Origin of the sequence: Undibacterium sp. Jales W-56, from assembly GCF_025548535.1 — a bacterium.
Lineage (GTDB): Bacteria > Pseudomonadota > Gammaproteobacteria > Burkholderiales > Burkholderiaceae_D > Undibacterium.
Genome location: NZ_JAJLQW010000003.1, coordinates 263,754 through 285,505 on the forward strand (window position 1 = coordinate 263,754; position 21,752 = coordinate 285,505).

Genomic DNA, 21,752 nt, shown 5'->3' on the forward strand with positions numbered 1-21,752 from the left:
CAGAAAGCCGACCATGAACCGCCGCGACCTACTTAAAGCTTTGGCTGCCCTTACCGGCGCCAGCATCAGCAGCAGCGTGTTTGCTGCGCCAGCGACCCAGAACCGGCTGCTGCTGGTGTTCTTGCGCGGCGGTTACGATGCGAGTAATTTACTGATTCCAACTTCCAGCAATTTCTACTACGAAGCGCGGCCGAATATTGCGATTGCCCGGCCAGGCAGCGATGCCAATAGCGCGCTGGAACTCAATGCCGACTGGGGTTTGCATCCGGCTTTACGCGACAGTATTTATCCGCTGTATAAGAAAGGCGAAGCCGCCTTCATCCCCTTTGCCGGCACCGACGATGTGTCGCGCAGTCATTTTGAAACGCAGGACAGCATAGAGCTGGGGCAGGCCCTCAATAGCACCCGGAATTTTCACTCCGGTTTTTTAAACCGGCTAGCCGAGGTCTTGAATAGCAATTCGGCGATGTCCTTCACCGACCAGCTACCGCTCGCCATGCAAGGCAATGCGCAGATCGCCAACACCAGCCTGCGCTCTTTGAGCAAGGGGAATGTCGATTCCCGGCAAAGCAAAATCATCGCGCAGATGTATAGCAAGACCGGACTGGGGCAACAAGTCAGCGAAGGCTTTGCGGTGCGCGAAGAGGTGGTGCGTGAGATGCAGGACGAAATGAATGTCGCCAACCGCAATGCAATTTCGACCAAGGGTTTTGAACAGGAAGCACGTCGCATCGCCAAACTCATGCGCGATAAATATGCGCTGGGCTTTGTCGATGTCGGCGGCTGGGATACCCATGTCAATCAGGGCGGCGCCAGCGGTGCCCTGGCAACCAAATTCGATGAATTAGGCCGTGGCCTGATCGCCTATCAACAGGAAATGGGCGATACCTGGCGCAATACGACGGTGGTCGTGATTAGTGAATTCGGCCGTACTTTCCGTGAGAACGGCAAGCGCGGTACCGATCATGGGCATGGCAGCGTGTATTGGGTTCTTGGTGGCGGCATTAAAGGCGGGCAAGTGGCCGGAGAGCAGGTCAGACTGGAGGCATCCAAGTTATTCCAGAACCGCGACTACCCGGTTCTGAACGAATATCGCGCTGTTCTTGGCGGCTTATTTGCGGGTATCTACGGCTTGAGCGCGAAGCAACTGGACCAGGTATTTGCCGGAGTGAGCTCACGCGATCTCGGATTGATCTGAGATCGCCGGGCCAGGTGCCATTTGCGCAATCGGCAGTTCAATATAAAAACAGGTTCCCGCCATGCTGTTGCTCGGATGACAGCCGATCTCGCCGTACATTTGCTGCATGATAGCCTGTGAGATTGCCAGTCCCAAGCCGGTGCCGCCTTTGGCGCGGCTATCAGACGCATCCGCCTGGGAAAATTTCTGGAAAATCTTTTGCTGAAAATGCACAGGAATACCGCTGCCCTGATCAATCACCTCCACCCGCACGCGCTCTGACGATAGCTGCATCGCCAGCACCACGACATCTTCTCCTCGCGGAGAATATTTACAGGCATTCGACAAAAGATTCGCCATGACTTGCTGAAAACGCCCGGCATCCACTTTAACCATGTCCATCACCGGAGCGCCCGACAAGCGAATGCCGACGCCTAAATTAGCCGCAAATGCCTGATTCGCCTGTACTGCCGTTTTCAGCAACTCATCCAGCGGTAAAACTTCATAATGAAAATCCATTTTGCCAGCTTCAATTTTTTGACTATCCAATAAATCATTGATCAGGCGGGTCAGGCTTTCGCTATTTTTGTGGGAAATGCTAATAAGCTCCTGAATCTTCACTGGCAAATCACCTGCTGCGCCGCCAAGCACCAATCCCAAAGCGCCGCGGATCGCCGTCAGCGGCGTACGCAGCTCGTGACTCACGGTAGAAATAAACTCGCTCTTCATGCGCTCTATCTGGCGGCGCTCACTGATATCGCGCACAATCACCACGTATTTTTTCTCGCCGGAAAAATAATACTCACTGATGGATAATTCAGCCGGAAACAAGGAGCCGTCTTTACGCATCCTGACATCTTCCAGATGCACATTCCCTTGCTGAACAAATTCGGCATGGTTGGCTGCCAGGGCTAACATGTCCTGCCCGTTTGGCGGACAAAAGAGGCTGCCGCTCTTACCCGCAACTTCACTTTCTTTGTAGCCATAAATACGTCGCCAGGCCGGATTGGTTACCTCAAGATTGCCATGCTGATCGATCATGACAATACCGTCCGCAGCATTCTGGAACACTGCCTGAAAACGATCGGCGGCTTCTTTCAATTCTCTTTGTTGATGGGTCAGGTTCTGCAATAAATAGGATTGATTGCGGTTAATTATCTCGGCTTGCTGCTTAAGCTCATTGGTGGTCCTAAGATCCGCTTCCCTTCTTTTCAACAGCGCCAGCAGAAGCGAGAAAGCCATGATCACGGCAATGACGCTACCCATCGCGACAATCACAATAATGCGGCTGATGCGTCGCCAGTCGGCGAGATAAATTGCTTCGCCTATCGTAAAATTGACAATGACAGGGTATTTATCCAGTACCTGGATCGCGGCCATGCTGACGGAAGAACTATCCCCACCACGGGCCCGTTTTGCATCGGTAATGAATACCCCCGATTTTTTCTTTTGGTCGTGTACGAAGGCATAAGTGCTATCGCTTAAATTCTGCTTGCCCATCAGCTCATCACGCTCAGGCCAGCGCGCCAGAATACTGAAATCGTCCCTCAAAAGGGTAATCGTGGCCTGCCCCTTCATGTTGATTTTTTCGTAGAAACGGGAATAAAACGAGGGCGCTACCCCGATCCCTGCCACCCCGATAAATTCACCGTCGCTGCCGGTCAGCCTACGACTGATGATAAAAGTCCATTTTCCTGTCGATTTACTTAATAAAGAAGTACTGATATTGGTTTTCACACTGGGGTCATCTCGCTGCATGCGAAAATAGTCACGGTCTTCGAAGTTCAAATCCGGGCTGGGAAAACGACGCGAACTGACGATCAGGCTGCCTTTGGAGTCCAGCACAAAAATTACATCAAGTTGCTCTGACAAAGCCTGTTTTTCCGCCAGCATCTGATGCAGGTCCGCATTCCTGGAAAGCGAACGCAGATAATCTGCATCTACCGTGTAGCGATCCTGAATGCGCTCGACCACATTGTCTAGTGCAAGATAGGCCGTACCTAGCTGCTGTGCCGTGTTTTCTGCCAGCATCAGGCTGAAAGCCTCGCTTTGCTCCTGCCATTTATCTATTTCTTGTTGACGCAATGCCCAAATTGATACAGCAGCGGAAAGGACTATCGTCAGCACCAAAAGAATACCTAGTGCGGTGGCCAAACGAATCGCCTGTTTTTCCTTACTTTTCATGCATTTTCGTCCGGTTCTGTTTCCACGGCGGGTACAACGCGGGTCTATACGGGGCTATGTTTATACTATCGTACACCTGTCGATAATTTGAGACCCAATTTCATGATAAAACGCCTGTTTCTTTTTTTGCTCGTCGCCTTGATCTGCCTGACCGCGACAGTCGTCATTAAAACCGTCAGCACCGGTTCGCGTCAACTGCAAGTTACACCAGCCGCGCCATTGGCAATCGATGAAAATGCTGCGGCCCAGCGCCTGGCAACGGCTTTGCGCTTTAAAACGATCTCGCGACAAGGACAGACGGATTTGCCTGAGCCAAGCGCCGGGGAGTTTAAAAAACTGCATCAGCATATTGATCAGGCATTCCCCCTCATCCACGCCAAGCTAACACGCGAAACCGTTGGCGCAGCGAGCTTGCTGTACACCTGGCAAGGCAGCGATCCGCAAGCCTTGCCTGTCATGCTCATGGCGCATCAGGACGTGGTGCCGGTGGCACCGGATACCGAACAAAACTGGCAACAGCCGCCGTTTGACGGCGTGATCAGGGATGGCTTTATCTGGGGGCGTGGCTCGTGGGACGACAAGGGCAATTTGTTTGCCGTTCTGGAGGCCGTTGAAAAACTGCTGGCCAGCGGTTTCCAGCCGCGCCAGACGATCTACCTTGCCTTTGGTCATGATGAAGAGGTCAATGGCATCCAGGGTGCCAAAGCCATTGCGAGCCTGCTGCAAAGCAGGGCGGTGAAATTGGACTATGTGCTGGATGAAGGCATGCTGATTACCGAAGGCATTTTAAAAGGCCTGGATCAACCGGCGGCATTGATAGGCGTTGCGGAAAAAGGTTATGCCAGCTTTACCCTGAATGCGACCGCGACACCCGGTCATTCCTCGATGCCGCCGGAAAAAACCGCTATCGGCATGCTGGGCGCGGCACTCGCGCGTTTGGAAGAGCAGCAATTTCCAGCGCAAATCCGCGGCGTAGCACTCGATATGTTCGAGACCATCGCGCCGGAAATGCATGGATTAAATCGCGTCTTGCTGTCTAATCTCTGGTTATTCCGACCTGTAGTCCAGCAGCAACTGGCAAAAAGCCAGAGTGTCAATGCCACGCTGCGCACTACCACTGCGCTGACCATGGTGCATGGCGGCGACAAGGACAATGTCTTGCCTGGCACAGCCGATGCGACAGTCAATTTCCGCACCTTGCCGGGCGACACGCAAACGACCGTAGCGCAGCATATCCGGACCGTCATCGCCAATGACACGATTAAAGTCAGCGCCATGCCCGGCAATTCGGAACCATCCCCGGTGTCCCCGACGACTTCAGCGGCCTATCAAAATTTGCATAAAACTATACGCGAAGTTTTCCCCAATACCATCGTGGCGCCGGGTCTGATGCTGGGCGCGACCGACTCCAGGCACTTCTCAGTCTTGAGTCATCATATTTTTAAATTCTCGCCAGTACGGGCGAAGTCTGAAGATCTGGCGCGTTTTCATGGAACGAATGAGCGGATTTCTGTGCAGAATTATGTAGAAATGATACGTTTTTACCATCAACTATTGCTGAATTCAAGCAAGTGATTGCCGAGTGCTGATTTATATGCGATGTTTGCAGAGCAAGAAAAAATTCACTGAGAATACTCATCAAAACCAAGGAGCATGTTCAATGAAAGCACTTATTTTAGCAAGCAGCCTGATTTTGATGTCCACCAGCAGCATGGCAGCCATTACGCCCTGTGTGGATATGCAAGAAAAAGTCGAAAAAAAACTCGAAGGCAAAGGCGTCAAAAACTATAGCCTGGAAGTGGTTGACAAAGATGTGCCAACAAACAATCGGGTGGTCGGGGTCTGCGAAGGCGGCAAGAAAAAAATCATCTATACCAAAACGAAATCCGGCAAAGCGCTCAATCAGGTATAAAGCGAATATCGTAATCTGATGCCCCGTGCGATGCAGTAAAGCCGAAAACAAAACAGCGACCGAATGATTGGTCGCTGTTTTGTTTTCGGCCGTTTTTTGGCTGCGTTATTTCTTGCTGCGATACATCGCCAGACCTTTTGCCGCCTGCGCCTGAATCGCATTTCTGACCAGCGGCGTCCAGCCCAATAACCAGCCTTTCAGACCCAGCGCCTGACGCGACCATTTCCACAAATCGAAACGATCCCGGTGATTCACGATCTTACCGTCGCGAAAGGCAAAGCTGGCTTGAATATCGTTGACCACCGTGCGACCGGTTTGAGAAAACGTGTAAGTCGCCACCCAATGCGCCTGACCACGCTGGTCATCGGCGCTGACGCTGTCAAATACGACAGAAAAATTTTGCGCCTTCGACGCCAGCATGCGCCACATATCACCGGCTTCGGCTCCTTGCAGGCTTGGAAAAACCGGATCGGAGAATTCAACATCGGCAGCGTAGCAAGCCGCCATCGTCTCAGCATCCAGGCGCTGGAAGGCAGCATAAAACCGCTCTATCAACTGGGCATTCGGGTGCATACATCATCCTTTGTGAACGGCAATAACAAAGCCAGCGGCTATTTTTTAGAGGGTTTTGAACTCGCGCTGGCCGATGAAGATGCGGAGGCGCTGGCAGAGCTGGCCGATGCGCTGGCGCTGTCGTCCATCTTGGCCCGCGCCTCCATCTCTTTTTCCGGCTTGACGGTGTCGATCTTATTTTCGCGCATGTAGTCGTTCATCTCTTTCCAGCCCGAATACACCGCCGCGCGCGATGCATCCGGATTCATCGCGTAACAATCTTCAATGGCCCGCCCTGAATGGCGACAGGCGCTACCGGTAGCCCGCGCATCGGCTTCTTTTTGGGCAGCTTCTTTAGCCGGATCGGGTAAGCCAAGACGCTCACAAGCCGAGAGCAAGGTGATGGCGCAAACGCATAAGCACAAAGAGGAACGAAGTGACATCGCAGGACCGATCAAATAGGGTGATGTGTGATGGTAACAAATCCTGCGCGGCATTTCATCTTTCTGCAGTGATTTGTATCATCTAGGGGAGGAGCCCGGCGAAAAGAAGAAGGCGCACGGCGGAGCGGGCGCGGATTCGCTATGATGTGGGGTTGCTCAGTTTGGTTCGAGTATTTTATTTCACTGCTCACTGGTCGTCATGATGCTGTTACCTAAGTTCGCTCCCACATTTTCTTTTAGAAACATCGCATGTTAAGCGGCGTCCTCGCCGCACTGGGTGCGGGTCTGCTGTGGGGCCTGGTATTCATCACACCGCTCATATTGCCGGATTATCCGGGCGTGATTTTGTCGTTTGGCCGCTATGTTGCATTTGGCGTCATCGCGCTGATCCCGGCCTGGTTTGATCGCCAGCGGATTGCCCAATTACGCCGTCAGGATTGGCTGGCGGCGGGTAAGCTCGCACTGGTCGGCAATCTCATTTATTACTCGGCACTTGCCAGCGCGATACAACTGGCCGATGCGCCTTTGCCGACCATGCTGATCGGCACCCTGCCGGTGGTGATCGCGATTTGCTCGAACTGGTCGCCACTGTATCCCGGCGACAGCATCGCCTGGAACAAACTTGCACTGCCTTTATTGATTATTCTGGCCGGATTACTGTTGGTGAATGCATCTGAAATGGCGCATTTCACCAAGGATAATTCCAGCGGCCAGCGCAGCATCGCTGAGTATGTCAAAGGCGGCCTGATCGCCCTAGTTGCGGTCGCTGCCTGGACCTGGTACCCGATCATGAATAGCCGCTATATGAAGGTCTACACCCATATCAGCTCCAGCACCTGGGCAACTGCGCAAGGCCTGGCCACCCTGCCTTTGGCACTGATCGGTTATCTTGGATACGGTTTGTTTGCGCAGTTAAAGCGGGGTTCTGCGGACGCTGGCAGCGTTGTTGCGTTCCATTTCCCCTTGGGCAGCACACCGCTCAAATTCATCGTCGCGATGGCCGTACTGGGCTTGCTGGCATCCTGGCTGGGGACATTATTATGGAATCTGGCAAGTCAAAAATTGCCGACCAGTCTGGCCGGACAATTGATTGTGTTCGAGACTTTGTCCGCGCTGCTGTACGCCTTCATCCTGCGCGGCAGCCTGCCGGCGCCGCAGATCCTGATCGGCGTGGTGCTGCTTTGCGCGGGTGTGACGCTGGCGGTACGGGCGTTTCAGCCGGTACCGCATTGATTGGGGGCATTGAGCCACTTACATCTGTTGAAATAAGTGCGCATGATTGCGACTGACTTCGAGTTTTTCCGGATGATTTTTAAGCTGAACTAATTGCCGCCCGCGAAAATCGCGCGTAACTTCCGTGATGGCGTCAACCCGCACCAGCGTTGAGCGATGGATGCGCCAGAATTCGGCGGGATCGAGTTCGTCTTCGAGTTCTTTCAGGGTTTTGCGTATCAAGACTTCGGTGCTGTCGGTTTGCACCCGTGTGTATTTTTCATCGGATTGAAAAAACAAAATCTCGCGGGTGCTGATCATTCGCAAGCTGCTGCCGACACTCGCCTGTATCCAGCGCAGATACTCGCGCTTGGGCTGTTGACGCTGGCTGAGCTGGCTTAGCAATTGCATGATTTGTTCGTTCTGCGGCGTAGACTGGGCCGCAGCGCCGCTGAGTTTAAGCGGTAAGGCAATGCGCTGCCGCAGCCGTTCGCAGGTAGCCCGCAGACGATCTGGATCTACCGGCTTCAACAGATAGTCGACGGCACCTTGCTCAAACGCCTGCACCGCATATTCATCGTAGGCGGTCACGAACACAATGTGTACTTGCCCCAATAACTGCCGCGCTGCCTCGATACCGCTCTGGCCCGGCATGCGAATATCCAGGAAAATAATCTGCGGATGATGCAGCGCCGTCAGTTCAACGGCGGCGACGCCATTGCCCGCTTCCGCAATAATATTTAATTCCGGCCACACCTCATGCAAACGCGCACGCAGTTGATCGCGCATGGGCGGTTCATCATCGACAATCAGGGCACTGCTCAATTGCTCTGTTCTCATAGTATTCAGACCTGTTCAGTTGGGCGAGTACGGAACCGAAATACTCACTTGCGCGCCACCATGCGGCGGCGCCTCGATCAATAACTGTGCTTCTTTACCGTACAAGACTTTCAGTCGTTCGCGGATATTCGTCAAGCCTACACCGTCATCGGCATGCACATCAAAACCGACGCCGTTGTCTTTGACCGTGACCTGCAGATGCGTGCCCACCAGAGCGGCACTGATATCGATATGACCGCCCTCGGTTTTTGGCTCCAGCCCGTGCTTAATCGAATTCTCGACCAGGGTCTGCAACATCATGGATGGAAACGCGGCATCCGCCAGGTACACCGGCACATCCACATGCACCGTCAGGCGCTCGCGCATCCGTGCCTGCATAATGTTCAGATAGGCGCTCGACAAAGCGACCTGCTGACCTAGCCTGCCGGTATTTTTCTCACGCATTTGCGGCATCGCCGAGCGTAAATACTGGATCAGGTGGGCGTGAATTTGCGCCGCCTGCAGCGGATCGGTCTCAATCAACTGTCCGATCAACGCCAGGGTGTTGAATAAAAAATGCGGCTCTATCTGCGCCTGCAAGGCAGCCATTTGCGCCTCCATCAAGCGACGCTCCAGCGCTTCGACATTGGCTTTACTGGTGGCCTCTGCAGCTTTTAAATCGGCGCTGCGTTTACCGCCTGCCAGTACTTTAATCGCAACCGAAACCACCACAAACAACAATCCCAGCCCCGGCAATCGCAATGCCGGTGCAGCGATCAGGAACACGACAAAGGCGACTATGCCGAGCGTGCGCCACGACATCACGGCAACCCAGTCGAAGAAGCGCCACCACAATACCGTCGCCGTCTCAAAAATATCCAGAACCACGGTCAGGATGCGGTTATCTTCATTGCGATTCATGGTGCGCCGTCCTCTTTATCAGGCTCGGCAGGGCGGGGAAATTCCAGCCTGCTGCCGCGCCGACGCGCTTTGCGGATGACCAGCACACTGCACAATATGAGTACTTTGATGAGTAAAAAAACCATGAATAAAGTCAATGCCAGCGGCAAGATCGTCAGCAACAAGGCCAGGCCTATCGCCAGGGTAAGTAACTGAGGCATAGGCAGGCGAGCCATCCGGCGCAAACCCGTACGTGCCAGGTCGACGAATGCTGTCAGCAACTCGCGCAATAAAGCGGTGATCGCCTGCATCGTGGTTTGCTCAGTGTGCTGCTTATTTGATTGGCCGTTCATGATCCATATCCTTCGCTGTGGCGGCATTGTCCTGCCGATGAACGCACTATATTCAAAACGAAAATCACAATCCATCGCCATGCGACCAATGGCAGAGTAAGGGTAACCAGCAGTTATTGCATCAGATAAGCGGTGAAAAAATTGACGCGCCGGTTAGCGTATTTTTATACCATCAAAATACCGAGCCGCATGCCGGCACGCTCTGCCTGGCATACAATACGCCTATCTTCCCCAGCAAACTGCCTGCCGACAGGCGATCAGTTTACCGTGCCTATGTCTTTTTTCACATTCCGCTCTTCAGTCATTCGTCCCTTCGCCACACTGGGCTGTGCGCTTCTGTTGTGCGCCTGTTCTCCCAAATTCGACTGGCGCGAAGTGCGTGGCAGCGATGCGCCTTACAGTGTGCTGATGCCAGCCAAGCCATCGAGTCATTCGCGTAGCATGCAATTGGAAGAGGTCCGGCTGACGATGCAAATGACGGGAGCAGATGCCGAGGGCATCAGCTTCGCTGTCGGCAGCGCCAGAGTCGATGATGCGAGCAAAATCCCGGCGGTACTGGCAGCGATGAAGAGCGGCATGCTCAACAATATCCACGGCAGTATCACTAGCGAAAAAGCCGGCAGCACCATGCAGGGCAATGAGCTGGAGGCGCGCGGCAATCTGCAGAACGGCCAGCCCGTCGTGCTGGCAGCGAAATTTGTCACGCGCGGCCCCTGGGTCTATCAGGTAATTATCATGGGTCGTGAAAAAGCCGTGACACGCGATGTCATCGATACCTTCATGACTTCGTTCAAAATTAATTAAGCCTGCTGCATTTGAAAATTTTCCCGTTGCAAGGTTGCGCGCGGCCCGCGTATCCGCATTTGCGTGGCATGGGTAGCCTGGTTTTGTGGCGCAGGGTATTCTCGTAGCGTATCTGTCCGTTTTTTACAATTTGCTGCATTGCTAAATTTCCTAGTTCGGTTTTTAGGATTATGATTGAAACTAAGCCGTGGAGCTGTGATCCCATTTAAGTTATTGAATGATCAATTCCCGTTTTAGTGACCCATTGAAACAACCCAGAAGAGGAGTAGTTCATGTTAATCACTTTTAAATCCAAAGCATCAACTGAAGTCACTATGTATAAGGAACATGCACGTCGTGTCCTGGAAATGCTCGACAAAAATGTCGATCAGGGCATCATCACGCCTGCCGAAACGGCCCATGCAATTGCGCTGATTGAAGCCGCCGTTGCCGAGAGCAAGGCACATCCGGTGTCAGAAGAAGTGAAGCGTGACATTGATGCGCATCATAATGATGACCGCGATGACAATGATCATGAAAAAGTGGAAACCGTCAGTTTCTCGACCCGTGTTTATCCTTTATTAGAAATGCTGCATGCGGCTCACAAAATGCAACGCGAAGTGATGTGGGGCATCTGAGCCCATGACTTCGCATATCGATAAAACGGTCGAGTTCGACTTGCTGGCCACCGATGGCACGCCCTTGTTCGTGCGTGACTGGCCATTGCCTGCGCAAGACGACAGCGAGCCTGTGCATAGCGGGATAGTCATCATGCATGGGCTGGGCGAACACTGTGGACGATATGCGCATATCGCACGGTTTTTCAATGCACTCGGTTTTACCGTGCGTACCTATGACCATCGCGGTCACGGCAGATCCGGTGGCGCTGCCGGCGACTGTCCCGATGAACAGGCATTGTTGCGCGATGCGCGGCTGGTGATCAATGATTTCAGCAAACATCTGAATGCGCCGCCTTTATTGTTTGGTCATAGCATGGGCGGCCTGTTCGCTGCCCGTTTTGCAACCGAGGGGCTGGCACCGGTCCGCGCCCTGATCCTGTCGTCGCCGGCACTGGCAATTCCGATGTCAGGCTTTCAATCGCTTTTACTGAAAGCCGCTAGTGTGGCGATTCCCGGCGTCGGTATTCCGAATGGCTTAAAAACCAAATACCTGTCGCACGATGCGGAAGTCGTCAAAGCCTATGAAGACGATCCGCTGGTCCATGCCAAGATCAGTGCCCGCTTACTCAACAGTATGCTGGCGGCGATGGTGTATGCGCACGACCATGCGACGCATTTAAAAATCCCGGTCCTGATGCAGGTTGCGGCAGACGATCATCTGGTGGATCCCGAAGGCAGCCAGCGCTTTTTTGCCAGGCTGCCGCAAGAGACCGCCCAGGCTTTTTTCTATGAAGGTTTTTATCATGAAATCTTTAACGAGCTCGAAGCGACCAGGGTGTTTGACGACTTGCGCACCTGGCTTGAACAACAGCATTTCACGCCGGCTCAGCAACATCTGATGCCGTAATTTCCATACCGTGCCGATGTCGTTGAATCGATTTTCCCACCATTTTCCGGATGTGCATTATGTCTAGTTTCGGCATTGTCAATTTTGGTTTGTTCTGCCTGGCGGTCATGCTGCTGAATGCCACTCCCGGGCCCGATACGGCCTACATCATCGGGCGCAGCGTGGCGCAGGGACGGGCGGCGGGCCTGGTGTCGGCGCTCGGCATTTCGGTCGGTTGTTTATTTCATTCCATCGCATCGGCGTTTGGCTTGACTGCCTTGTTAGCGACGTCGGCGACCGCTTTCGGCATCGTCAAACTGGCGGGCGGCGCGTACCTGATCTATCTCGGCATCCGCATGATGCTGGCAAAATCCGCCCATCCGGCAGATGCGCCGGTACCGCAAGATATCCGTCCCTTGCAAAAAATCTTCTGGCAAGCAGTCGTGACGAATATCCTGAATCCTAAAGTCGTGCTGTTTTTCCTGTCCTTCTTCCCGCAGTTTGTGCAAGTCGATTCCGACCATAAAACCACGGCATTTTTAATTCTTGGCACGACCTTTGTATTGATGAGTACCGCCTGGAATAGCGGCACCGCCTTTCTGGCTGGTACACTAGCGCGCCGCGCCGGGCGCAACCCGCAGATCAAGGTCTGGCTGGAACGTACCGTCGGCGCCGCCTTTGTGGCATTAGGACTCAAACTGGCTTTAACCAAGAATTAATATGCTTCCACCCCCAAGAAAAACGATTACCCGCCCTGGCAGCAAGACCGCGACAACAACGCGTAAAGCTGCGCCGGCAAAAACTGTCGCGAGCCGCCCCGGCAACCTCAGGGAGAGCGAGCCGGCGCCGCAGCCGGACGCCACCTATGTCGAGATCAAGGCAGATTCCCTGGCATTTAGCCTGGTCGGCGCAGCGCAGGCCGTCGCTTATGTGCTGGAAGGAACTGCGTTGCCGCAAGCGCTGGCCAAAGTCTTTGCGCAGACCAAAGCGGTACCGCAAATACGTGGCGCGATACAGGATATTTCGTACCGGACCATGCGTCAGGTCGGCCGGGTCGATGCCTTGCTGACCGCGATGACGACCAAAGCGCCTGAGCCTGCGTTGCTGTATGGCTTGCTGTGTTGCGCCCTGACTTTGCTGGTCAAGAGCGATGCCAGCGATGAACAGGAACTGCCTTACGAAGCGTTCGTGGTGGTCGATCAGGCGGTCAATGCCGCCGCCTCAAACCCGCACATGGCGCATGCCAAAGGCATGGTCAATGCGATCCTGCGCCGTTTTTTGCGTGAGCAGGATAGCCTATTGCCAAGTGTTATGAAGCAACCAGCAGCGCTCTGGAATTATCCGCAATGGTGGGTAGATCAATGCAAAGCCGCGTATCCGGCGCAGTGGCAGGACATCCTGCGCACCGGCAATCAAGCGCCGCCGCTGACCTTGCGCGTCAATCAGCGGCTCAGCACCACTGAAGCGTATCTGGCGAGCCTGCAAAGCCAGCACATCGATGCCACACAAGTGGGCGCTCACGCAGTACGTCTGGCCAAACCCGTACCGGTCGCGCATATTCCCGGCTTTGAACAAGGCGTGGTGTCGGTGCAGGATGCGGGTGCGCAATTGGCGGCGGAATTACTGGATTTGCAGGACGGCATGCGGGTACTCGATGCCTGCGCCGCACCGGGCGGCAAGACATGTCACATCCTTGAGACGGCGAATGTGCATGTGCTGGCGCTGGATTCCGATCCGCAGCGCCTGACCCGTATTCGTGAAAATTTGTTCCGCCTGAAATTGTCTGCCGATATCAAAACCGGCGATGCGAGCCGCAGTGGCTGGTGGGATGGTCAGGCATTTGACCGGATTCTGGCTGACGTGCCTTGTACCGCCTCCGGCATCGTGCGCCGTCATCCGGATATCCGCTGGCTGCGCCGTAAAGCCGATGCGGTCCAGCTATCGGTATTGTCAGCCAGGATACTCGACAATCTCTGGACTATGCTTAAACCCGGGGGCAAGTTGCTGCTGGTCACCTGCTCGATCTGGCCTATGGAGTCGGAATTGCAGGCTGCCGCGTTTGCCCAGCGCCACAACGCAATCCGCCTGGATGCGCCGGGTCAGTTGCTACCGACAGCGTCGGATGACAACAACGATCATGACGGTTTGTTCTATGCTTTATTCCAAAAACCGGCAGTCTGATCCAAGTTCATGCGATTTCAAGGGACTTTCAAGCTATGATGCAGCAAATAGCCTCTTTAGCCCTTAGATAACCATGATCCTCGCTTCGCCTTTTCATACTCTTATGATCAGACGCTTTTGCCATCCGCTACGTAATGCGTTGCTGGTCGCGTGGTTCATCTTGTTGAGTTTGTTCGCCTTGCCATTGGCGAGTGCAGCGGAGGCGGAAGTCACCTCCGCCCGGCTGGAGAGTACGGAAGAAGGCTACCGGATCGTGACCAGCTTTGCCTTTGAATTGGGGCATGGACTGGAAGACGCGATTACCCGCGGCATCCCCATGGTATTCACCACCGAAGTCGAACTCAGCCGACCGCGCTGGTACTGGTTCGATGAAAAAACCATCCGTTCCTCGCAAACCGTCAAAATCGCCTACAACCTGTGGACCCGGCAATACACGGCAGCGATCAATGGCAGTTTGCAGCAGAATTTCAATTCTCTTGATGACGCACTGGCGCTGGTATTACGTCCGCGCCGCTGGCTGGTCGCTGAACATGGCGTGCTGACCAATGGCGCGGTGTACAACGTGGCGGTGCGCTTGCGTCTGGACCTGAATCAGCTACCCAAGCCTTTTTTAATTAACGCTCTGAATAACAGCGACTGGCGTCTGTCGTCAGACTGGAAAAGATTTACCTTCAAGGCGGAAGAGAAGTGACGCGTTTTCTCCGGTATGCCCTGATTATCGGCGGTGCTCTGATGAGCATCCTGCTATTCTTCCTGACCACGGCATCCGAAAATTCCGCCAGCTTTGAGCATTTTTACGGTTGGCTGCTGGGTGCCAACGCGGTTGTCGCCGTAGCGCTGCTGTTCTTGGTATTGACGCTGCTGTGGCGCCTGTTCAGCCGCTACCGCACCAGAGAGTTCGGCTCGCGCCTGATGACGCGTCTGGTCTTGCTGTTTGCGATGGTCGGCATCTTGCCGGGTGCGGTCATCTATGTAGTCTCGGTGCAATTCGTGTCGCGCTCGATTGAATCCTGGTTTGACGTCAAGGTCGAATCGGCGCTGGAGTCCGGCCTGACCCTGGGACATAGCGCACTCGAATTCTCGCTGGCCGACCTGCAATCCAAGGCCCAGAGCATGGCCAGCCAGCTATCCGAATCCTCGGAAACTTCATTGTCCATCAAGCTCGGTCGTTTGCGCGAACAGATGGAAGTGCAGGAAGCCACGATCGTCAACGGCAAAGGACGCCTGATCGCGACGGCCAGCGGCAATATGGGGAGTCTGGTGCCAGAACTGCCGACCCCGGCGATGATCCGGCAAGCCCGGGTATCGCGTGCCTATGCCGCCACCGAAGGCAATACCGAACCGAGCCTGCAGACCGATGAGGCAGCGGCCAAAGCCGGTGCCAGTCGCCCGGTGCTGGCGGCAGAGCCAAGGAATATCCTGCGCTCCCGCGTGGTGGTTGCGCTGCAAACCTCGGCGGGCGGTCTGTCGCTGCAAAACGAATCGGTGTATTTGCAACTAATTCATCCGGTTCCGGCGTCACTGGCAACCCATGCCGAAGCCTTGCGCAGCGCCTGGGGTGAATACCAAGTGCGCTCACTGGGTCGCGGCAGTTTGAAGACCATGTATATCTTCACGCTGACATTGACCTTGTTGCTGGCGATTTTTGCGGCGATCACCAGCGCCTTCCTGATCTCGGGCGAACTGGCGCGCCCCTTGCTGTTGCTGGCCGAAGGCACCAAGGCGGTCGCGGAGGGCAATCTCTCGCCGCGCCCTATCATCACGACCTCGGATGAGTTGGGCAGCCTGACGCAATCCTTCAACACGATGACGCGCCAGTTATTCGATGCCCGTGCCGCGGTTGAAAAAAACCGTAGCGAACTCGAAAACGCCAAAGCCTATCTGGAATCGGTACTCGCAAATATGTCGGCAGGGGTGATGGTGCTGGACCAGCATTCGCATCTGGTGACCTGCAATGAATCCGTCGAACGCATCCTGCAACGCAGTCTGGAACAAGAAATAGGCAAGCCGATAGCCGAGATCGAAGGCATGAGCGCCTTCGCGGCGGCCGTCGATAAAGCGTTTTCCGAACAGCATGCGCAATCAGCAGCGGGCGGCGAGGACCAGAATGCGCAGCACTGGCAACAGCAAATCGAGATCCCGCGCCTGCAAACCAATATGACCGAAAGCACGGCGCCGAACAATACCGAAGAGCAAGGCATTACCCTGCTGGCACGCGGCTCGCATCTGCCGGTGGCATCGGGCAATGGCTACGTCGTGGTGTTCGATGACATCAGCAGTATTATTTCGGCGCAACGCTCGATTGCCTGGGGCGAAGTCGCCCGCCGCCTCGCCCACGAAATTAAAAATCCGCTGACACCGATACAACTGTCCGCCGAGCGTCTGCAAATGAAATTACGCGACAAGCTCGGCGAAACCGATGTCGCCATCCTGAACAAGAGCACCACCACCATCGTCAATCAGGTTACCTCGATGAAACGCATGGTCGATGATTTCCGCGATTATGCCAAGACCCCGCCGGCGGTGTTAACGCCGTTGAATTTGTCCGCCCTGATTGACGAAGTCTTGCATCTGTACATCGCCGGTGACGGCCGCGACGCAATCAAACTCCGGCTCGCCAGCGACTTGCCCGCCGTCATGGGCGATGCCACCCAGCTACGCCAGGTGATCCATAATCTGCTGCAAAATGCGCAGGACGCAGTCGCCGATAACGCCAGGCCCGAGGTGCTGCCGCAAATCGATGTCGTCACGGAACTTGTGCGTTATACCAGTGCCGACAAAGGCGAGCGGGCTGCGGTCAGGCTGTCTATCGTCGATAACGGACCGGGTTTTTCCAGCAAAATTATGGCGCGCGCGTTTGAACCTTATGCCACTTCCAAACCGCGCGGCACCGGTTTAGGACTGGCAATGGTCAAAAAAATCATTGATGAACACGGCGGTAGAATCGATATTCAAAATCGTAGCGATACAAACGGTGCAAAAATATCGATTTTGCTGTTAAAGTTAGCACCGGATTCAAATGTCACTTAATTTGAGTCTAACTGTTGCCATGTTTGATGGAACCCAGCAGAGGAACACAACATGGTAATGGCAAGAATTTAATAGGGTAGATTTATGGCAAACATATTGGTCGTTGATGACGAAATGGGTATCCGGGAATTGCTCTCGGAGATTTTGGGCGATGAGGGACACGTCGTACAACTGGCAGAGAATGCACAACAGGCGCGCGAAGCCAGAGCGGCAGCACGCCCGGATCTGGTCTTGCTGGATATCTGGATGCCGGACACCGATGGCGTGACCTTGCTTAAAGAATGGCAACGCGATGGCATGCTGAGCATGCCGGTCATCATGATGTCTGGTCATGCCACAATTGATACCGCTGTTGAAGCCACCCGTATCGGCGCACTGAATTTCCTGGAAAAACCGATCGCCCTGCAAAAATTGCTGAAAGCGGTTCAGCAAGGTCTGACCAGGACACCGGAAGCCCCCCGTCCCGCCGCACCGGCGCTGCGCGTGATCACCGGCGAATCGCTGGGCAATGTACCGGCCAATATCAGCAGCAACTTCCCGTCCGGTGTCAGCACTTTTGAATCGCGCAATTTTGTCGCGCCACAAAATCCCGCGCCGGTGCCGAATAATCAATTTGCCAATCTGTCATTTGATCTGCCGCTCAGGGAAGCACGCGATGCGTTTGAGCGTATCTACTTTGAATATCACCTGCACCGTGAAGGCGGCAGCATGACACGCGTGGCGGAAAAAACCGGCCTGGAACGCACTCATCTGTATCGCAAACTCAAACAACTCGGTGTGGAATCAGTGAAATACGCCAAGCGCGGCGAATAAACCGGCGCAGACCGGACCGTCTCGGGTTTGCCACTCCACACACATGCCGCAACCAAGCTTACTGACACTGGTCAGCGGTGGCAGTTATCAGCAAAGAGAAGCCTTGATTGCGGCCTCGATCAAAACTTCCCTGGCTAATTCAGCCGCTGCCGCCAGGCAAACCCCCGCCTCCGATACCCGCATTGCCGTGATACTCGAAGGCTTACCGGGCGGCGATCCGCTGCTCAACGATCTCCCCAACCTGCTGCTACAGCGCATCGCCCCCGGCTGCATGTGCTGCATCGGTAATCTGGCGCTGCGGGTCACCCTGAATCGCTTGCTACGCCAGCAACCCGCGCAACTATTTATCGGCATTGCCAGCAGTGAACACCTGGAGCAGATTCATGCATTTTTGTCACAGGCACCGTATGCAGATTTACTGCAACTCAATCCAGACCTGCAGATTACCTGAAATAAAATTAAAGCTCACTCTGTTCACCGCCGTAATCATCAGTAACAGGCTGATTGCGCACCCATCGTATTGTGATCGCATTCATGTCAGCGCAGCAGACTTGAAATCCGGCCAATCCAGCACCATGTCCTTAACAACAGAAATCAGCGATTTCGTTTTTTGAAAGGATACACAATGAACCTCATCTATAACAGCGAGCAGTACAGCGTGGTGGAGTATGGTGCAGACACCAACCATGAGGCGCTGCGTTTTGGCGGCTATGAAATCACCGATAAATCCGTACACAAGGAATTGTTCATCGGCGGACCGCAAGTCATCAACTTCCGCAAAGACGTGCACGAGCTGATCGCCAGCGAACCCAGCATTGAGGAAATCGACGAATTTCTGGCGCAGTTCGATGACTACATGGGTCAGCGCGTCTGGTCGCATTGATTCCGTGCGGTTTATTCCTACAACATCAACCCCATCGATACGCGACATCATCTGGTATTTATGACGGCTTGAGCGAACAGTGTTATCTTGATAAAACACTATTCGCTCCTATTGTCATGTCCACCATCTCTTCCCAAGACTGGCTCAGCGCACTACAGCACTTGCCACCGGCACGGCAGGCGGTGCTGGTCACGATAGCTGCATCACGCGGCTCGACGCCGCGCGGCAAGGGCACCCGCATGCTGGTCACTGCAACCACCCAATACGGCACCATAGGCGGCGGCCATCTGGAATGGAAAGCGCTGGCCATCGCCCGCGTATGGCTGAAGGAAGCGCCTGGACAAAGCAGGTCGCCACGTCATGAGCGGCTGGCACTCGGCCCTAGTCTGGGTCAATGCTGCGGCGGCGCTCTGGAATTGCAGTTCGACCGGCTGGATCAATGGAATGACGCGGAATTCGCCCGCCATCTCAACGACTACCGGCAACAGCAAGCGGCCGTGCCGCAACTCTACCTGTTCGGTGCCGGCCATGTCGGTGCTGCCTTGGTCAAGGTATTGTCTGCCACGCCGTGCCAGATTCACTGGGTCGATGAACGCGATCATTTATTTCCGGGCGATGCCGGTGTCAATGTACTGTGCGAAGCGACTGACACACCCGAGGCGGTGATTGCGCAGGCGCCTGCCGGCAGTTATTTTTTGGTGATGACGCACCATCACGGGCTGGATTTGCGCTTGAGCGAACACATCTTGCAACGTCATGATGCAGCCTGGTTCGGCCTGATCGGTTCGCAAACCAAGCGTGCAAGTTTTGAACACCGCCTGCGTGAACGCGGATGCAGTAGCGCAGACCTACAGGAGATGGTATGCCCGATCGGCCTGACCGGCATCACGGGCAAAGAACCCGGCGTGATCGCCGTCGCCGTGGCGGCACAATTATTGCAATTATGGTCGGATCACCTGCCAGCTAAATTAAGCAGCGCAGCCACCTCAACAACCGCTATCAGCCAAGAGTGCCCATGATGACCAACGACTTACACGATTTCATTCGCGGCTTGCCAAAAGCCGAACTCCATCTGCATATCGAAGGCTCGCTGGAGCCCGAACTGATGTTCGCACTGGCGCAGCGCAATGCCGTCAAATTGCCGTATGCCTCGGTAGAAGAAGTGCGGGCCGCGTATAACTTCAGCGACCTGCAATCGTTTTTGGATTTGTATTATGCCGGTGCGGCCGTGCTGCAGACCGAGCAGGATTTTTATGAACTGACCATGGCCTATATCGAGCGGGCGCTGGCGGACAATGTGCGCCATGTCGAATTGTTTTTCGATCCGCAAACCCATACTGCGCGCGGCATCCGCACTGAGATCGTATTCGCCGGGATTGCCCGCGCCTTGCGCGAAGCCAGGGCGGCACACGATTTTTCCGGCAGCATGATCTTGTGTTTCTTGCGCCATCTGAGCGAAGAAGATGCCTTTGCCGCGCTGGCAGCGGCACTCCCCCTGCGCGACCAGTATGCTGATCTGTGGAATGGCATAGGACTCGATTCCGCCGAGGTCGGCAATCCGCCGGAAAAATTTGCCGGCGTCTTTCAACAATGCCAGGAGCTGGGTTTCCGCCTGGTCGCCCATGCCGGCGAAGAAGGGCCGCCAGCGTATATTCACAGCGCGCTGGAGGTACTGCAAATCGAGCGCATCGATCACGGCGTGCGCGCTGAAGAAGACCCGGCATTGATGCAAAAACTTGTGCAAACCCAAATGCCGCTGACGGTCTGTCCGCTCTCGAATCTGAAGCTGTGCGTGGTCACGGATTTACGCCAGCATAATCTGGCGCGCATGCTGCGTGCCGGTCTGTGCGTGACGATCAATTCCGACGACCCGGCATATTTCGGCGGTTACATGACGACCAATTTCATCGCCACTGCCGACGCACTGGCGTTGACCCGTGAAGAATTGATCCAACTGGCGAAGAACAGTTTTTGTGCCTCGTTTGCCGCAGCAGAGCAGAAGCAGCAATGGCTGGACGAACTGGATGCGTATGTCCAGGCACATTGAATCGCGCGATCAACCAGTTCTTACGGATAAATCAGCGTAGCCGGGACGACACCACAATACCCGCCGCAATCAAGATAAACGCCGCCGCATGAAACCATTGCGGCCAGATGCCCAGCATCAGCGCCGACAGAATCGCGGCAAACACCGGCGTCAGATTGCCGAAAAACGCTGCCAGCGTCGGCCCGACCTGCGCCACCCCCAAACCCCAGCAGCGATAAGCGATGACCGACGGGCCGATGGCGACATACAGCAAGGCCAGGACCAGCCAGGGCGTCCACTGCACGGGCGCTGCGGACAAATGCTCGATCCCCGCCGCACTGCCTGCGAACACTAAACCGCAGACCGTCTGCACCAATAAGAATTCTGCCCAGCCCCAGACCGGGCGGGCAGCGCCCTGCATCGATGCCGGCGGGCGCGCCAGCAGCCAGCTATAACCGGCCCACGCCATCACCGCCAACAGCATATACAAATCGCCCGGCACAAACTGCACCTGCGCCAATGCCGACAATTCCCCGCGCGACAGCACCAGGGCAACGCCCAGCAAAGAAAACAGTGCGCCAAGGATTTGATTGGGCCTGGGCTTTTCGCGATACAGCGCCGCACCGAGCAAGAGCATCCACACCGGCAGACTGGCCGCAATCAGCGTCACATTGAGCGGCGTCGAAGTGCGCAATGCCAGATATTGAAAAGCGTTATAACAACCGACGCCGAGCAAACCCAAGAGCAGCAAATACGGCCAGCGCAACAGCAAGTCGCGCGGACGCCGCAAGGCACGCCAACCCAGCGGCAACAGCAGCAGCAAAGCCAGGCTCCAGCGACAGGCATTCAATAACAAAGGCGGCATACTGCCGACCGCCAAACGCCCGACCACCGCATTTCCCGCCCACAGCAGCGGCGGCAAGGTCAATAACAACGCAGTGCGGGAAGTGATTTTCATGGGAAAGGAAAAAAGTATCG

Annotated in this window: 23 protein-coding genes; 16 read left to right on the plus strand and 7 right to left on the minus strand. The window is 54.9% G+C overall.

All coding sequences use genetic code 11. The features are described 5' to 3' along the window. Nucleotides 1-13: 13 nt before the first annotated feature. Nucleotides 14-1,198 carry a DUF1501 domain-containing protein gene (locus LPB67_RS10360; RefSeq protein ID WP_262837096.1) on the plus strand — a complete coding sequence of 395 codons (1,185 nt, stop codon included), beginning with the start codon at nucleotides 14-16 and terminating at the stop codon, nucleotides 1,196-1,198. Here LPB67_RS10360 and LPB67_RS10365 read toward each other — a convergent pair. Continuing rightward, nucleotides 1,175-3,361: a PAS domain S-box protein gene (locus LPB67_RS10365; RefSeq protein ID WP_262837097.1), complete on the minus strand. Its 2,187-nt coding sequence runs from the start codon at nucleotides 3,359-3,361 to the stop codon at nucleotides 1,175-1,177. The two genes, LPB67_RS10360 and LPB67_RS10365, sit on opposite strands and share 24 nt — an antisense overlap. Nucleotides 3,362-3,463: 102 nt before the next feature. Between LPB67_RS10365 and LPB67_RS10370 the strand changes: the two genes are divergently transcribed. Next, complete coding sequence (locus LPB67_RS10370) at nucleotides 3,464-4,936, plus strand: M20 family peptidase (protein WP_262837098.1); 1,473 nt, start codon at nucleotides 3,464-3,466, stop codon at nucleotides 4,934-4,936. Nucleotides 4,937-5,021: 85 nt separating this feature from the next. Next, nucleotides 5,022-5,273 (plus strand): DUF1161 domain-containing protein, encoded by a 252-nt coding sequence (locus LPB67_RS10375; protein WP_262837099.1) that lies wholly within the window; start codon nucleotides 5,022-5,024, stop codon nucleotides 5,271-5,273. A 105-nt stretch (nucleotides 5,274-5,378) separates the two neighbouring features. On the opposite strand, the gene LPB67_RS10380 is transcribed toward LPB67_RS10375, so the two are convergent. Both LPB67_RS10380 and LPB67_RS10385 read right to left on the minus strand, forming a co-directional pair. Further along, nucleotides 5,379-5,846 carry a nuclear transport factor 2 family protein gene (locus LPB67_RS10380; protein ID WP_262837101.1) on the minus strand — a complete coding sequence of 156 codons (468 nt, stop codon included), beginning with the start codon at nucleotides 5,844-5,846 and terminating at the stop codon, nucleotides 5,379-5,381. A gap of 38 nt (nucleotides 5,847-5,884) precedes the next feature. Next, complete coding sequence (locus LPB67_RS10385; RefSeq protein ID WP_262837102.1) at nucleotides 5,885-6,268, minus strand: hypothetical protein; 384 nt, start codon at nucleotides 6,266-6,268, stop codon at nucleotides 5,885-5,887. Nucleotides 6,269-6,517: 249 nt separating this feature from the next. On the opposite strand from LPB67_RS10385, the gene LPB67_RS10390 reads away from it, so the two are divergent. Then, nucleotides 6,518-7,501, plus strand: coding sequence for a DMT family transporter (locus LPB67_RS10390; RefSeq protein WP_262837103.1), 984 nt, complete (start codon nucleotides 6,518-6,520; stop codon nucleotides 7,499-7,501). 18 nt (nucleotides 7,502-7,519) lie between these two features. Here the strand turns inward: LPB67_RS10390 and LPB67_RS10395 are convergent, their stop codons facing one another. Genes LPB67_RS10395 through LPB67_RS10405 form a run of 3 tightly spaced genes read right to left on the minus strand, consistent with a single transcriptional unit; the run spans nucleotide 7,520 to nucleotide 9,552 of the window. Further along, on the minus strand, nucleotides 7,520-8,320 hold the full coding sequence (locus LPB67_RS10395) for a LytR/AlgR family response regulator transcription factor (protein ID WP_262837105.1): 801 nt from the start codon (nucleotides 8,318-8,320) through the stop codon (nucleotides 7,520-7,522). 15 nt (nucleotides 8,321-8,335) lie between these two features. Beyond that, nucleotides 8,336-9,220, minus strand: a complete 885-nt coding sequence (locus tag LPB67_RS10400; protein WP_262837106.1) for a sensor histidine kinase — start codon at nucleotides 9,218-9,220, stop codon at nucleotides 8,336-8,338. Then, nucleotides 9,217-9,552, minus strand: coding sequence for a hypothetical protein (locus LPB67_RS10405; RefSeq protein ID WP_262837107.1), 336 nt, complete (start codon nucleotides 9,550-9,552; stop codon nucleotides 9,217-9,219). Before LPB67_RS10405 ends, LPB67_RS10400 begins: the two co-directional genes overlap by 4 nt. A 273-nt stretch (nucleotides 9,553-9,825) precedes the next feature. Here LPB67_RS10405 and LPB67_RS10410 point away from each other — a divergent pair, with 273 nt between their 5' ends. The 12 genes from LPB67_RS10410 to LPB67_RS10465 all read left to right on the plus strand — a co-directional run bounded on the left by LPB67_RS10410 (nucleotide 9,826) and on the right by LPB67_RS10465 (nucleotide 20,795). Then, nucleotides 9,826-10,356, plus strand: a complete 531-nt coding sequence (locus tag LPB67_RS10410) for a hypothetical protein (RefSeq protein ID WP_262837108.1) — start codon at nucleotides 9,826-9,828, stop codon at nucleotides 10,354-10,356. Nucleotides 10,357-10,628: 272 nt separating this feature from the next. Next, the gene (locus tag LPB67_RS10415) at nucleotides 10,629-10,973 is read left to right on the plus strand and encodes a DUF1840 domain-containing protein (RefSeq protein ID WP_262837109.1); all 345 of its coding nucleotides are present in this window, start codon (nucleotides 10,629-10,631) and stop codon (nucleotides 10,971-10,973) included. Nucleotides 10,974-10,977: 4 nt separating this feature from the next. Beyond that, the gene (locus LPB67_RS10420) at nucleotides 10,978-11,862 is read left to right on the plus strand and encodes an alpha/beta hydrolase (protein WP_262837110.1); all 885 of its coding nucleotides are present in this window, start codon (nucleotides 10,978-10,980) and stop codon (nucleotides 11,860-11,862) included. A gap of 59 nt (nucleotides 11,863-11,921) precedes the next feature. Then, complete coding sequence (locus LPB67_RS10425; RefSeq protein WP_262837112.1) at nucleotides 11,922-12,560, plus strand: LysE family translocator; 639 nt, start codon at nucleotides 11,922-11,924, stop codon at nucleotides 12,558-12,560. A gap of 1 nt (nucleotide 12,561) precedes the next feature. Further along, nucleotides 12,562-14,022 (plus strand): 16S rRNA (cytosine(967)-C(5))-methyltransferase RsmB, encoded by a 1,461-nt coding sequence (gene rsmB, locus LPB67_RS10430; RefSeq protein WP_262837113.1) that lies wholly within the window; start codon nucleotides 12,562-12,564, stop codon nucleotides 14,020-14,022. Between the two features lie 103 nt (nucleotides 14,023-14,125). Continuing rightward, nucleotides 14,126-14,713 (plus strand): DUF4390 domain-containing protein, encoded by a 588-nt coding sequence (locus LPB67_RS10435; RefSeq protein ID WP_262837114.1) that lies wholly within the window; start codon nucleotides 14,126-14,128, stop codon nucleotides 14,711-14,713. Next, nucleotides 14,710-17,052, plus strand: a complete 2,343-nt coding sequence (locus LPB67_RS10440; RefSeq protein WP_262837115.1) for a sensor histidine kinase — start codon at nucleotides 14,710-14,712, stop codon at nucleotides 17,050-17,052. Before LPB67_RS10435 ends, LPB67_RS10440 begins: the two co-directional genes overlap by 4 nt. Before the next feature lie 84 nt (nucleotides 17,053-17,136). Next, the gene (locus LPB67_RS10445) at nucleotides 17,137-17,865 is read left to right on the plus strand and encodes a response regulator (RefSeq protein WP_262837116.1); all 729 of its coding nucleotides are present in this window, start codon (nucleotides 17,137-17,139) and stop codon (nucleotides 17,863-17,865) included. 43 nt (nucleotides 17,866-17,908) lie between these two features. Continuing rightward, nucleotides 17,909-18,316 carry a GTPase gene (locus tag LPB67_RS10450; protein ID WP_262837117.1) on the plus strand — a complete coding sequence of 136 codons (408 nt, stop codon included), beginning with the start codon at nucleotides 17,909-17,911 and terminating at the stop codon, nucleotides 18,314-18,316. A 174-nt stretch (nucleotides 18,317-18,490) separates the two neighbouring features. Further along, nucleotides 18,491-18,748 carry a DUF3567 domain-containing protein gene (locus tag LPB67_RS10455; RefSeq protein WP_262837118.1) on the plus strand — a complete coding sequence of 86 codons (258 nt, stop codon included), beginning with the start codon at nucleotides 18,491-18,493 and terminating at the stop codon, nucleotides 18,746-18,748. Between the two features lie 116 nt (nucleotides 18,749-18,864). Further along, nucleotides 18,865-19,767 (plus strand): xanthine dehydrogenase accessory protein XdhC, encoded by a 903-nt coding sequence (gene xdhC, locus LPB67_RS10460; protein WP_262837119.1) that lies wholly within the window; start codon nucleotides 18,865-18,867, stop codon nucleotides 19,765-19,767. Further along, nucleotides 19,764-20,795, plus strand: a complete 1,032-nt coding sequence (locus LPB67_RS10465; protein ID WP_410482725.1) for an adenosine deaminase — start codon at nucleotides 19,764-19,766, stop codon at nucleotides 20,793-20,795. Before xdhC ends, LPB67_RS10465 begins: the two co-directional genes overlap by 4 nt. Before the next feature lie 31 nt (nucleotides 20,796-20,826). Here LPB67_RS10465 and LPB67_RS10470 read toward each other — a convergent pair whose 3' ends face one another. After that, nucleotides 20,827-21,732: a DMT family transporter gene (locus LPB67_RS10470; RefSeq protein ID WP_262837121.1), complete on the minus strand. Its 906-nt coding sequence runs from the start codon at nucleotides 21,730-21,732 to the stop codon at nucleotides 20,827-20,829. Nucleotides 21,733-21,752 lie beyond the last annotated feature (20 nt).

Bases quoted from the DNA above. Each gene is read 5' to 3' on its own strand.
- LPB67_RS10360 (WP_262837096.1), top strand. From the start codon at position 14: ATGAACCGCCGCGACCTACTTAAAGCTTTGGCTGCCCTTACCGGCGCC.
- LPB67_RS10365 (WP_262837097.1), bottom strand. From the start codon at position 3,361: ATGAAAAGTAAGGAAAAACAGGCGATTCGTTTGGCCACCGCACTAGGT.
- LPB67_RS10370 (WP_262837098.1), top strand. From the start codon at position 3,464: ATGATAAAACGCCTGTTTCTTTTTTTGCTCGTCGCCTTGATCTGCCTG.
- LPB67_RS10375 (WP_262837099.1), top strand. From the start codon at position 5,022: ATGAAAGCACTTATTTTAGCAAGCAGCCTGATTTTGATGTCCACCAGC.
- LPB67_RS10380 (WP_262837101.1), bottom strand. From the start codon at position 5,846: ATGCACCCGAATGCCCAGTTGATAGAGCGGTTTTATGCTGCCTTCCAG.
- LPB67_RS10385 (WP_262837102.1), bottom strand. From the start codon at position 6,268: ATGTCACTTCGTTCCTCTTTGTGCTTATGCGTTTGCGCCATCACCTTG.
- LPB67_RS10390 (WP_262837103.1), top strand. From the start codon at position 6,518: ATGTTAAGCGGCGTCCTCGCCGCACTGGGTGCGGGTCTGCTGTGGGGC.
- LPB67_RS10395 (WP_262837105.1), bottom strand. From the start codon at position 8,320: ATGAGAACAGAGCAATTGAGCAGTGCCCTGATTGTCGATGATGAACCG.
- LPB67_RS10400 (WP_262837106.1), bottom strand. From the start codon at position 9,220: ATGAATCGCAATGAAGATAACCGCATCCTGACCGTGGTTCTGGATATT.
- LPB67_RS10405 (WP_262837107.1), bottom strand. From the start codon at position 9,552: ATGAACGGCCAATCAAATAAGCAGCACACTGAGCAAACCACGATGCAG.
- LPB67_RS10410 (WP_262837108.1), top strand. From the start codon at position 9,826: ATGTCTTTTTTCACATTCCGCTCTTCAGTCATTCGTCCCTTCGCCACA.
- LPB67_RS10415 (WP_262837109.1), top strand. From the start codon at position 10,629: ATGTTAATCACTTTTAAATCCAAAGCATCAACTGAAGTCACTATGTAT.
- LPB67_RS10420 (WP_262837110.1), top strand. From the start codon at position 10,978: ATGACTTCGCATATCGATAAAACGGTCGAGTTCGACTTGCTGGCCACC.
- LPB67_RS10425 (WP_262837112.1), top strand. From the start codon at position 11,922: ATGTCTAGTTTCGGCATTGTCAATTTTGGTTTGTTCTGCCTGGCGGTC.
- rsmB (WP_262837113.1), top strand. From the start codon at position 12,562: ATGCTTCCACCCCCAAGAAAAACGATTACCCGCCCTGGCAGCAAGACC.
- LPB67_RS10435 (WP_262837114.1), top strand. From the start codon at position 14,126: ATGATCAGACGCTTTTGCCATCCGCTACGTAATGCGTTGCTGGTCGCG.
- LPB67_RS10445 (WP_262837116.1), top strand. From the start codon at position 17,137: ATGGCAAACATATTGGTCGTTGATGACGAAATGGGTATCCGGGAATTG.
- LPB67_RS10450 (WP_262837117.1), top strand. From the start codon at position 17,909: ATGCCGCAACCAAGCTTACTGACACTGGTCAGCGGTGGCAGTTATCAG.
- LPB67_RS10455 (WP_262837118.1), top strand. From the start codon at position 18,491: ATGAACCTCATCTATAACAGCGAGCAGTACAGCGTGGTGGAGTATGGT.
- xdhC (WP_262837119.1), top strand. From the start codon at position 18,865: ATGTCCACCATCTCTTCCCAAGACTGGCTCAGCGCACTACAGCACTTG.
- LPB67_RS10465 (WP_410482725.1), top strand. From the start codon at position 19,764: ATGATGACCAACGACTTACACGATTTCATTCGCGGCTTGCCAAAAGCC.
- LPB67_RS10470 (WP_262837121.1), bottom strand. From the start codon at position 21,732: ATGAAAATCACTTCCCGCACTGCGTTGTTATTGACCTTGCCGCCGCTG.